This is a genomic window from Saccharibacillus sp. O23 (assembly GCF_002205895.1).
Taxonomy (GTDB): Bacteria; Bacillota; Bacilli; order Paenibacillales; family Paenibacillaceae; genus Saccharibacillus.
The window spans coordinates 287,150-298,947 of sequence record NZ_NJDE01000008.1; the positions used below are offsets into that span (position 1 = coordinate 287,150).

10 protein-coding genes are annotated in these 11,798 nt (G+C 56.2%); 2 read left to right on the forward strand and 8 right to left on the reverse strand.

What is annotated here, in order from left to right; all coding sequences use genetic code 11:
- Positions 1-160: 160 nt before the first annotated feature.
- The 6 genes from CDO73_RS11640 to CDO73_RS11665 all read right to left on the reverse strand — a co-directional run bounded on the left by CDO73_RS11640 (position 161) and on the right by CDO73_RS11665 (position 7,160).
- Complete coding sequence (locus tag CDO73_RS11640) at positions 161-1,810, reverse strand: extracellular solute-binding protein (protein ID WP_256972662.1); 1,650 nt, start codon at positions 1,808-1,810, stop codon at positions 161-163.
- Between the two features lie 24 nt (positions 1,811-1,834).
- Entirely contained in the window at positions 1,835-2,728 is an 894-nt protein-coding gene (locus tag CDO73_RS11645) for a carbohydrate ABC transporter permease (protein ID WP_088488700.1), read from the reverse strand.
- 40 nt (positions 2,729-2,768) lie between these two features.
- Entirely contained in the window at positions 2,769-3,722 is a 954-nt protein-coding gene (locus tag CDO73_RS11650; protein ID WP_088488701.1) for an ABC transporter permease, read from the reverse strand.
- Positions 3,723-3,788: 66 nt separating this feature from the next.
- Positions 3,789-4,724: an AraC family transcriptional regulator gene (locus tag CDO73_RS11655; RefSeq protein WP_088488702.1), complete on the reverse strand. Its 936-nt coding sequence runs from the start codon at positions 4,722-4,724 to the stop codon at positions 3,789-3,791.
- Positions 4,725-5,994: 1,270 nt separating this feature from the next.
- Positions 5,995-6,696 carry a DUF2225 domain-containing protein gene (locus CDO73_RS11660; protein WP_088488703.1) on the reverse strand — a complete coding sequence of 234 codons (702 nt, stop codon included), beginning with the start codon at positions 6,694-6,696 and terminating at the stop codon, positions 5,995-5,997.
- An 86-nt stretch (positions 6,697-6,782) separates the two neighbouring features.
- On the reverse strand, positions 6,783-7,160 hold the full coding sequence (locus tag CDO73_RS11665) for a globin domain-containing protein (protein ID WP_088488704.1): 378 nt from the start codon (positions 7,158-7,160) through the stop codon (positions 6,783-6,785).
- Between the two features lie 618 nt (positions 7,161-7,778).
- On the opposite strand from CDO73_RS11665, the gene CDO73_RS11670 reads away from it, so the two are divergent.
- Positions 7,779-8,579 (forward strand): NAD kinase, encoded by an 801-nt coding sequence (locus tag CDO73_RS11670; protein WP_088488705.1) that lies wholly within the window; start codon positions 7,779-7,781, stop codon positions 8,577-8,579.
- A 162-nt stretch (positions 8,580-8,741) separates the two neighbouring features.
- Here the strand turns inward: CDO73_RS11670 and CDO73_RS11675 are convergent, their stop codons facing one another.
- Together CDO73_RS11675 and CDO73_RS11680 are read right to left on the reverse strand one after the other, a co-directional pair.
- On the reverse strand, positions 8,742-9,539 hold the full coding sequence (locus CDO73_RS11675; protein WP_088488706.1) for a YutD family protein: 798 nt from the start codon (positions 9,537-9,539) through the stop codon (positions 8,742-8,744).
- Positions 9,540-9,716: 177 nt separating this feature from the next.
- Positions 9,717-10,577, reverse strand: coding sequence for a helix-turn-helix transcriptional regulator (locus CDO73_RS11680; protein WP_088488707.1), 861 nt, complete (start codon positions 10,575-10,577; stop codon positions 9,717-9,719).
- A gap of 105 nt (positions 10,578-10,682) precedes the next feature.
- Between CDO73_RS11680 and CDO73_RS11685 the strand changes: the two genes are divergently transcribed.
- The gene (locus CDO73_RS11685; protein ID WP_088488708.1) at positions 10,683-11,756 is read left to right on the forward strand and encodes a Gfo/Idh/MocA family protein; all 1,074 of its coding nucleotides are present in this window, start codon (positions 10,683-10,685) and stop codon (positions 11,754-11,756) included.
- The last annotated feature ends 42 nt before the right edge of the window (positions 11,757-11,798 follow it).

Below are 11,798 nucleotides of genomic sequence, written 5' to 3' on the forward strand. Positions count from 1 at the left end.
ATGTGCAGCGGTGAAGCGAAGAAGTACGCGAGCCAAGCCGGACCTTCGGGAACGGCTTTTCCGCTCGTTCCCGCTTGGCTTCCGGCTGCGTTCTTCTTGCGGCAGCCCGCGCTCTTCTGTTAAACGGCGGCCGCTTTTCTTTCACGTGCCGCCGCTTTTTTTATCGACCGAGCTTTTTCAGATTCTCCTGCCATTTCTGCGTTTTGTAATCCAGCAGTTTGGCGTAACCGACCTGCTGCGCGTCCTGCTCGGCTTTGTCCAGAATCGCCAGCACTTCGTCTTCGCTGCCCGCGTTCAAGATCGCCTGCGCTCTCGCTTTTTCGTAGATTTCGCCGACGCTCTGTTCCACGATCCCTTCGTCCGTATCGCCGGCCGGGGTGAGATTGACGAACTCCGTCGTGTCGTACTGCGTTTTCCACGTGATCTCCGACTGCCATTTGGTCTCCCAACTCTTCTTGTCTTCCGGCAGCGTCGATTCGAATTTCATCTTGGAATTGTCCACGTACACGGTATTGCCGACCCATTGCAGATTGACGGTGGAGTTCATGAGTTCGTCGCGGCCTTTGGTATCGGTCGTGAACGCTTCGGTGAACTTCGGCGCGTCGTCTTCGTCCACGCCGTCCCAGTAGATCCCTTCCGGTCCCCACATGCTGATGCGCTGACCTTCCGGTCCGGTGAGCCAGTCGAGGAACGCGAAGATCGCTTCCGGGTCTTTGGCCGATTTGGTGATGACGCTGACGTTCCAACCGAGTTGATTGTACGTGCCGGGGAAAATCTTGTTTTTGTCCAAGCCTTCTTTGTGCACCGGCCAGACCATGATATAACCGGCTTCCGGGTCCGCGGCGCTGAGCTGGGAGTTGCCGATCGCTCCGTATTCGGTCGGGCTGGACGCGACGTAGACGGCGATTTTGCCCGTGACGACTTTCTGTTCGACCTGTTCGAGCGGTTGGGTAAACGCGTCTTGGCTGATCAGCTTATCGCGGTACAGTTGATTGGTATACACCAACGTTTCCCGGAAAGCTTCGTCGGTAAACGTGGAAGTCAATTTATCGCCCGACGGAACCGCCATCATGCTGCGCGAACTGTACTGATACGGCCGGTTTTCCGCAAACGCCGAAGTCAGGATATCCACGCCGTTCGCTTTCTGTCCGACTTCGAGCGGCACGACGTCCGGATACTTCTCTTTGACCTGCTTCAGATAAGCGTACAGATCGTCGGTCGTCTCCAATTTCGGCGCGCCGAGTTCGTTGTAGATCTTCTTGTTGACGAGATACCCCGCGTTGCCGTTCGGCTGCGTCGTATACCAGTTGGGGAATTGGTACAGCTTGCCGTCTTCGGAACGCAGCATGTCGATCGTCTCCTGCCCGGCCCATTTCTTGAGATTCGGATATTTGTCCAGATAATCGTCGAAAGGAACCAAAGCTCCGGCTTTGCGCAGCGATTCCACGTCGGCTCCGCGCTCCGTCCAGATCACGTCCGGCAGCTCGCCCGACACGATCATGGTGCTCAGCTTCTGCTTGGCGTTGCCGCCCGAGCTGATCGGCACGACGTTGACTTTCTTGTTGGCTTTGATCCATTCGGACGCTTTGTCTTCGCCCCAATTCGGCATCGTGTACCAATCGTAATGTCCGTAGAACGAAAACTCGAGCGGCTGCTCGCCCAATACGTACGCGGCTCCCGACGCTTCCGCCGTTTTGCCTTTTTCTTCCGAAGCGGCCGTCGAGCCTCCTCCGCCTGTGCACCCCGACAGCGCCAACGCGCCGGCTACGACCGCAGACCAGATTCCGATTGTTTTTTTGTCCATTTTCATCGTCAATCCCCCTTATCGTCTTCTCTATTCCTTAAGCGAACCGACCAGTACGCCTTTGACGAAATATTTCTGCAAGAACGGGTATACGCATAGAATCGGAATCGTCGCGACCATCATCGTGGCCATCGACAGCGACTTGGTGGTCACGGCTTTCATCTGTCCCATTCGGCCTTGAGCCGCCGAGTCCAATTGGGCCATCTGCTCGCTCATGATATTCGAATTCAGAATCTGCTGAAGCTTCGTCTGAATCGGGAGCAGATCGGTATTGCTGATGTAGATGCTCGGAGTGAACCAGTCGTTCCAGTGATACACGGCGGTAAACAGGGACAACGTGGCGATCACGGGACCGGACAGCGGAAGGATGATCCGAAACAGCACGCCCCAGTTGGAGCAGCCGTCGATCCGGGCCGATTCTTCGAGTCCCGCCGGGATGCTTTTGAAAAAAGTCCGAAAAATGATCATGTTCCATACGCTGATGATGCCCGGAATGACCATGACCCAGAACGTGTTGAACATGTCGAGCGAACGGATCAGCAGGAACGTCGGAATCAATCCGCCGCTGAAATACATGGTCACGATGCAGAGCACCATATACGTTTTGCGTCCGATCAATTCGGTCTTGCTCATGCCGTAGGCGAAGATCGCGGTCGCGCCGATCGACAGCAGCGTGCCGACCACCGTCCGCAGCACCGAGATCACGAATCCGTTGACCAGCCGGCTGTCTTCGAACACGACCTTGTAATTTTCCAGCGTAAACGAACGAGGCCAGAACGTAATGCCGCCGCGCAGCGTGTCGCTCCCGTTGTTGAACGAGATGACCGCGGCGTTCCAGAACGGATAAAACGAAACGAATGCCATCAACGCGAGCAGTACGTAGATCACGGACAGCAGCATCCGATCGCCGGACGAATCTTTCATAAGAGCGCACCTCCCCGCTTTTTCGATTCACTGCCGCCTTTTACCATAAGCTGTTGCCCGATCTGCGTGCTGCGTAGTTCGCGCCGATCAGCAGCAGGACGCCGAGCAGGGCTTTGAACAATCCGGCGGCGGTCGCGTAGGAGTACCGGTTGTTCTGGATGCCGACCCGGTATACGTATGTATCGAGCACGTCGCCCACGTCTCGCAGGACGGGGTTCGAGCCGAGCAGCAGGATGTCTTCGAATCCCGCGTTGAGCAGGTTGCCGATCGCTAAGATCAGGAACACGATGACCACGGGCATGATCGAAGGCAGCGTGACGGAGAAAATCTGTCTCAGCTTGCCCGCCCCGTCCATCGCCGCCGCTTCGTGCAGATGCGGATCGACGCCCGCGATGGCCGCGAGGTAGACGATCGAAGCGAACCCGATCTCTTTCCACACGCCCGTCGTGACCAGAATCGTCCAGAAATACTGCGGCAGCGACAAGAAGTTGATCGGTTCCTTGATCAGATTCAGGTTCTGAAGCAGCATGTTAACGCTCCCGTTCTCCGTGGACAGCATCGACATGACGAAGCCCGATACGATGACCCACGAGAGAAAATGCGGCAGATAGCTGATCGTCTGCACCGCGCGTTTGAAGATGCGCCCGCGCACTTCGTTCAGCATCAAGGCGAGGATGATCGGAGCGGGAAACCCGATCAACAGCTTCAGCAAACTGATCACGACCGTATTGCGGATGACCGTCCAGAATTCCGGCGCTTGGAAGAACATCTCGAAATGCTTGAACCCGACCCACGGACTTCCTCGGAATCCTTCGAACAAGCTGTAATCCTGAAACGCCATCAGCACGCCGTACATCGGAATGTAGCTGAACACGAAGATGAACAGCAAAGCGGGAATGACCATCAGTTGAAGATCCCACTGTTTGCCGAACCTTCTGAGCCGAGACACTTTCGCTTTCGGCTTCTCGACGGACAACTGCGTGGTATTCTGCATAGACTCTCCTTTCTCCAGCGAGTGTAAGTAGGCATCACCCTTGAAGTGACTTTTCCTGACTCAATCTTACTCAGAGCCGTGGCCTTCTACTCCGCCAAAACGCTCATAAACCGACACTATCTTACTGCCGCAGACGTTCGCTTTGCCGCGGATATGCCGAGGTTCGCTTCCGATATGGCGTTTGAACAGCCGATTGAAGTTCGATAACGTGCGGAATCCGCATTCCATGGCGATGTCCACGATCTTAAGATCCGACGTCTCCAGCAGATTGTAGGCATGTTCGAGCCGAATCTGAATCAGGTACGTCAGCGGCGACACGCCGACCGTACGACGGAAGATGTCGCTGAAACGAGAAGGGCTGAGATACGCCAGCGAAGCCAATTCTTCCAGCGTCCAAGCATGGGCATAACGTTCTTCCATCGCGCGTATGACCAGACGAATCTTGTCGAGCTGCGCCAACGAGACGGGATGGGCCGCCGGCTGCACGTTCTCCTGCCGGAAATGCCGACGGATCTGTACGAAAAATTGCAGCATATAAGCGTAAACGACAGACATATAAGAAGGCCTCGCCGCTTCTTGTTCTTCCTGCATCGCCAGCAGCAGCTCGCGCAGCGCCGGCAGATGCGGGCTGCTCCGGTCGAGGATATGCGTGAAGTACACGCCCATCTCTTTGAACGGGCTGAGGATCTCCGGATCGGATCGCTGATTGCCCATAAACCAACCCGCGTCGAACGTCATGACCTGCATCAGCAAATTTTCCCGTTCGTAGGCGCAGTGCAGCGCTCCCGAATGGATCAAGATGATGTCGCCGGCTTGGAATTCGTGGATCACGCCATCGATGATGTAATAGCCGGTTCCCGCTTTGATCATGTTGATCTCCAGCGCGTCATGCGCATGCAATCTCTGATACTGCGTCGTCACGCCGACCGTGTCCGACAGATGGATCGGATACTCTCTGGCAAACACCACTTTTTCTTTCATCTGCTCGTCGATTCCGTTCATGTTTTCCTTGCCCCCTCGGTTCCATGAAGTTGCAGTTCGTTCCAGAATATTCACGAAAATCGCTGTATCTTACTGATTTTCTCTGAAAAAACCTCTTTCGCTCGTTTACACCCCATATATTAGGTTTAGGTCAGGCTGGCGTCAATATAGATTACATAGAAGAGCATTAAGAGCTGAGAAATTGGAAAAAGGTCGAGCGAGCGCAGAAGAAATTCGGATTCGCGTTCAGCAAGCTTCGAAGACGGCCCGAAAATACAAGTCCGGATCGCCGAGGAAGATTAGATTTATGTGCTGCATAGCGGCGGCGAGGCTTTTCCTCGTACGGGAAAAGTCCGATTCGAGCAAAACGAACGGGGCGAGGGTGAATCGCGAAGATGCAGAATGCCGGCTTGCCTATAGTTCCGACGAATCTTCGCCCCGCTGCGGTATCAGCCGTTTAGCGTTGGCGAAAACTGCGGCGGCGAAGGTTAGGAGTAGGTAGGCAAACATTCGGTGGTTATGCATCCACTACATTGACGAAAAAGCAACGTAGAGCTTCTACAAGGCGCTTTTATGGCATTACGTTGCCTTTTCGTCAACGTAGGAGCCAAAATGAGGTCCGATCCGGCGGTTTGGCGCTTCTACGTTGCTGAAAAAGCAACGTAAGGCAGCCGATTGGCGGAAAAGTACTCTCTACGTTGCTTTTTCGGCAACGTAAGCTCCCTCGCTGACGAGGAAGATTACGTTGCGCATAACAAAAAGGCCTTCCGCAAACGGAAGACCTCCGATGAATCGCATTCGAAAAGCGACTAAATCAATTGGGGAGGCAGCTTTGCTTATCGAGGCAACTGGCAAACTGGCGTCGCAAGCATCCTCGAAAATTCGGCTGTTCGCCCCCTAGCTCTCAGGACGCAGCCCCGAATCGCGGGGCGTCCGTCCTCCCGCTCCCTCCGCCGCAGGCGCCCGGCCGGCGAGGCACGCGCCGGCCTGCTCTCCCCTTCTCTCCTCCCAATCAGGAGGAGAAGCCGCTTCCTCGGCGCGCAGCGGCAAGCGGAGGGCGGCGAGAGCCGGAGACCGTGGAGCGGAAGCGGAACATCGCCTTTGAAGCCCGGCTTCCTATCTAATCATAGGAAGCCGGGCTGAGACAGCTACACGCAAGACGTAGTCTTGCGACTTCGTAAGCATATGCTATACGTAGGCCTCGCCGCCCGTAAGCGGCCACTAGCAAGCGCAGCGCCCTTAAGCTTTTTCGCACTTACGCCTTAAGGCCTATCCTCCGGCCGCCCCCCGCCTAAGATTCCTGCATCTCCGACGGCAGCTCCATCTTCCGCGCCAGCATATCTTCGCGCAGCGTCGCCCACTGCTCGCGCGACGCCCGGATCATGCCGGCGTCCATGATCCGCTGATCGTGAATGACGCGCGAGAACCAGCGCACCGCTTCGTTGAATTCGCCCAGTCGGCGGCACAGCTCGCCGATCAGATACATCAATCGGGCATCGCTCGGCCCGGCCGCTTCCGTCTCGTACACGCGAATGTACGAATCGCGCGCGAATCCCACGAAGCGGCGTTCCTGCTCTTCGTTCTCCGCATAGCGGTACAGCCAAGCGATATGATGCAGCAAGCTGGCGATGATGCGCTCTTTGTCTTGAACGACCTGCGCGCAGATCAAGGCCAGCTTGTACGTTTCCATCGCTTCGTCGAGCGTGCGCTTTCCGCCGTACTCTTTTTTCTTGGACGAAGCTCCGACTTTCTCTTCGTAACGCTTGCGCTGTTCGGCGCTCAGCTTGGACGCCGAATTTTCCGTAAAAGCAAAGCCGCACTTCGGACAGACCCGAACGACGTAGAAGTCGGGATTTTCGTTCTTATAATAAGCGCAGAAATCCGTGTCGCGGCGCGTGGTTTGTTTGAAACTCGGCCGTACGCGGCTGGTCTGGAACGTATTTTCGCAGCATACGCAAACGGCATTCACCTGAAATAGCGGATCGATTTCCATAATAGCAAGCCCTCTTTCTTCTCTCTTATGCTTCAGGGGGAATAGGCCGGGTGACAAATGAACAGGCAGGCGGTTAACGCCGGCCGTTACGGGGTATTGACGAAATGATAAGCCGGGCCGCGAAGCCTTGCGATGACGAATTCGCGCAGTTCGTCTTCGACGCCGCTTTCTTGCAGCGCGGCATTCATGCAGGCCAACCAGGCGTCCGCGCGTTCGTTCGTTACGGGAAAACGCATATGACGTGCCCGCATCATCGGATGTCCGTGCAGATCCGAATACAACGTCGGACCGCCGAAGAACTGCGTCAGAAATTGATGCTGGCGCTCGATGACCGGCTGAATATCTTCGGGAAACAACGGCGCGAGCAGCGGTTCCTGCACGACCTTTCCGTAAAAAGTCTCGATGATGCTGCGCAGGCCGGCCGACTCGCCGAGCTGCTCGTAAATCGTTTGTCCGGGGTTCATGTCTACTTCCCTGCTTTCCGCATCCGCGATCTTTGGCGCAACCCGACCGCGCTCCCGACGGGAGCTTCCGGCAAGCTGCACTCTTGTATTATAGCAAAATCTCGGCATCGAAAACCGCGGCTTTCGACCGTTTATGCAAAAACAAAAAAGCGTCGGGCTATGCCCGCCGCTCGAAAAAATGCGCGTATCCGTCCCCCGGAACCCGCGCCGCCCGAAATCGGGCGATGCCTCTTAATATCCGCTCCATTCCTCTTCGCCCGGCTGATCGAGAGAAACGCGGATGACGTAGACAAAAGCGCATACCATGATCGCCGTAATAATACTCATTGTGACCACTCCGTCCGTCTCAAATTAAAGGACAACCTGCCGACATTCGGTAAATGTAATCCGCCAAAAGGCCGGAATAGAGTTTGGTTTTTTTATTCTATCACAGTTTTTCAAAAAATAAAGCCATTTTGCAACCGCTTTCCCCTAATGATTCAGGATGATTGACCCGTAAAAAAGTTTTATGCGCCGTCCGGGTGTGCGACCTGCCCCGACATGTTAAAATGGACGGGAACAGTCCCGGCAGGATCGCCGGCCGCACAGCCAAACTCCGAGCAAAGGAGCGTTCGACCATTGAAATATTACGTATTGGACCGCGGCGACCAGCTGTCGATCGACTTAAGCCAGCAATTTCATAAACTCGCCGCCGAAAAAGGCTTCGAAATGGACTCCGAAACGCCCGAGATCGTCATCTCGATCGGCGGAGACGGCACCATGCTGCATGCGTTTCACTCGTTTATCGACCGGATTCCGGATATCGCTTTCGTCGGCGTGCATACGGGCCATTTGGGCTTCTACGCCGATTGGAAAGCCGATGACCTGTCCGCGCTGATCGACTTCATGTCGGGCGCGGGCGACAGCGGCCTCGGGCCGAAGATCGTCAAATACCCGCTGCTCGAACTCGAACTCGAGCGGCGGTCCGGCACTTCGATCCATACCGTGCTGAACGAATTCGCGATCAAAGGCGCCGAAGCGACGATGGTCGTGCAGATCGATATCAACGACGAGATTTTCGAGATGTTCCGCGGCGACGGCATCTGCGTATCGACGCCGTCCGGCAGCACCGCTTATAATCGCGGTCTCGGCGGCGCGATCATGCATCCGACGCTCGAAGCGCTCCAGATCGCGGAGATCGCCTCGATCAACAACCGCGTATTCCGGACGCTCGGCTCGCCGCTCGTGCTGCCCAAGCACCATCACTGCGACATCTATTCGCGCAAAGAGCAGCGGCTGCTGCTGACGATGGACCATCGCGTGCTGAGCATCGACGATCTGGTTTCCGTACGCTGCCGCGTCTCGAGCCAGAAGATCAGTTTCGCCCGCTATCGCCCGTTCCCGTTCTGGAATCGGGTACGCGAAGCGTTTTTGGGTTAGTCGTTACGGGCCGCTGAGCGCAGCCTATTTCCTTGCAAGCACGCAAAAAAGCGGCTGCTCCGGGAAACAAGGTCATCCGTTTAACACGCGATGATCTTGCTCCGAAGCGAGCCGCTTTTTGTCGCATTCGTTTAACGATCCGATTGATCGACCTGATGGCGATTACTTCGCCGTTTCCTGATCCGGACGCTGGCCGCCCGAATTCGAAGCGTTCGGCGTCGACGCGTTCTCGCGCCGTTCGTTCCCGCCTTCGCGGCGCTGGGCCTGACGGTTCTCGCCGCCGCGATCTTCGCGTTTGCGGTTGCGATGGTGGTGATGATTGTTGGATTCGCCGCCGGACGCTTTCGCTTTGTCCTTGTCGCGTTCGCGGCCCGTATTTCCCGAGTTCGAATGTTCGCGGTTCGGTCGTTCGCCGCGATTCGCGTGCTTTTTGCCCGATTGGCCCTGCGTCTGATTCTTGTCGCGCGGTTCGCGTTCGTTATTGTCCTGCGAGCGTTCGCCGCGCGCGTTCTTCGTTTCCCGATCGCCGCGCCCGCGCTGCTCTTTGCGTTCTTTCGCCGCCGGATGTTCGCGCTGATCTTTGGCCGCTTCCTGCGGCTTGGACGACGTGCGGTATTCCCGAGGTTCGTTGACGATCCCGAGATCCGGATACGACGCCGCTTCTTCCGGGTCTTTGACGTCGCGCAGATCTTTCACCTTGCGAAGCACGAAGTACGCGCAGCCGAAGTTGCAGTGCTCCGTGATATAGTCCGTCGTAAACGAAAATTGGGATTCTTTCGCGGTCTTGGGCTGTCCGTCGCGGTACATGCCTTTGAGCCGAAGTTGATTGTAACCCCAATCCCCGACGATGTAATCGTAACGTTCCAAGATCTCGCTGTATCGGCTCCGAAACACTTCCGGATTCCAGCCGTTCTTGTGGTTGATCATGACTTCATAGACTTTGCCGCCGATTTGAAACAACTAATTCCCCTCCCCTGCCGAAACGATCGCTGTCGAAAAACTGTATATGGTCTTGTCTCTAACCTGAAAATGGCAAAACGATAATCGAATAAAACGATTTTGAAACTATCCCCATTATAACGAGACCCGTGCAAAAAACCAATGATATTAAGGATAAGTTTCCTTCGGCACCCCGCGTCACGGCCCGATTCGGCTGCGATATTCTCTCGGAGACACCCCGGTAATCCGTTTGAAGACGCGCGAAAAATAAAACATGTCTTTATACCCTAACCGTTCGCCGATCTCTTTGACGCTCATATCCGTGTTCAGCAAAATGTTGCCCGCTTCCGCCGTTCGCAGCCGATGCACGAATTCGTTGAACGGATAGCCGGTATACTCCTGCACGATCCGGCGGAGCGTCGAGACCGAGACATGATGGCGGGCCGCCATATCCCCCACGGTCGGCGGCAGATGGAGCAGGCTCTGAAGATCTTCGACGACCGCCTGCGCCAGACGTTCTCTCGGCTGCTGACCGCGTCCGTCGTTGCCGGACACCAGTTCGTAGAGAAAACTTTCCAGCTGCAGCGCTACCCGATCCAGATTGTCCGGCGTCCCGCTCTCGATCAGCCGCAGCATATTTTCCATCCGTTGAAGCAGCAGCTCGTCGGTCCGCACCCGATGGACCTGACCGTTCGGAAAAAACCAATCTCTCAGCCACTCGCCGACCCGATCTCCTTTGACCGTAAAATAATATTCGTCCCAATGCGCTTCCGGGTCCGGACCGTAAGCGAATTCGGCGCCGGGATAGAGACAGAACCACGATCCCGCGCGTACGCGCTGCACGTCGCCTCCGTCCACCCGATACGTCCCTTGTCCGCCCGTGATCACCACGATCGCCCAATGCTGAAACGTCGCTTTCTCACGCCGCGGCGTTCGCCCCGGCAGATGGCCCGCGTTGACCAACGTGAGCGAAGTAATGCGCAGCCGGGCCGGATCGACCGAAGGCGTCAGAACGCGAATCGGGCTTCGGCTGATCGTATAGTCCATATACTGAGACATTCTGCACATTCTCTCCTTCTATTCGCTGTGCTAAATTAGACGTATCCTTTGCATCCTGTTTGAACAAATATAACATATCCGTTACCAGAGAGGATGAATTTCAGTATGGAAAAAGTACGAGTCGGCCTGATCGGCTGCGGTTCCATCTCTGACGCCCACCTTCAGGCTTATGCGGCCAATCCGCAGGTCAAGTTGGTCGCGGTCTGCGATCTGAACGCGGAACGCGCGCGCGCCGCGGCGTCCAAATACGAAATCGCCGGCGTCTACGGCGACTACGACGAGCTGCTTGCCGACCCCGGCATCGACGCGGTCAGCGTATGTACTTGGAACAATTCCCACGCCGAGATCAGCATCGCGGCGCTGCGCGCGGGCAAACACGTGCTCTGCGAGAAGCCGCTGTGCAAAACGGTCGACGAAGCGCTGGCGATCGAGCAGGCCGTCCGGGAAACGGGCAAAATCCTTCAAGTCGGTTACGTTCGCCGTCATGCTTCCAATATCGACGTGCTCAAACGTTTTATCGACGCGGGCGATCTGGGCGGCATCTATTATGCCAAAGCCAGCTTGATCCGCAGACTGGGCAACCCGGGCGGCTGGTTCGCGGATCTCGAACGTTCCGGCGGCGGACCGCTGATCGATATCGGCGTTCACGTCATCGACCTGTGCTGGTATCTGATGGGCAAACCCAAAGCGGTGTCCGTCAGCGGCAATACGTATCGCAAACTCGGCAACCGTTCCCATATCGAAAATTATTCGTATTATCAGGCGGCGGATTTCGATCCGTCGGTAAATACGGTCGAAGATATGGCGAACGCGCTGATCCGGTTCGAGAACGGTGCTTCGCTCATGGTCGACGTCAGTTTCTCGCTGCATGCCCGCAAAGATTCGGCGCAGATCTCGATCTTCGGCGAAAAAGGCGGAGCCGAGATCGAACCTGCCCTCGCGATCACGGCCGAGCGGCATAATACGATCCTGAACGTCGATCCGCAGCTGACGACGCCGGGCTTCGACTTTATGGACGCGTTCGGCAGAGAAATCTCCCATTTCGCGAAGCTCTGCCGGGGCGAAGCCGAGAACTTATGTCCGGTGGAAGACGGCGTAGAGATGATTCGCCTGTTGAACGCGGTGTACCGTTCGGCGGAAGAAGGTCGCGAGATTCGTTTGGACGGCGCGGATCGCTAAGCGGAACGATCGACGTACATCCCTTATCCAAGTCCTAATTTA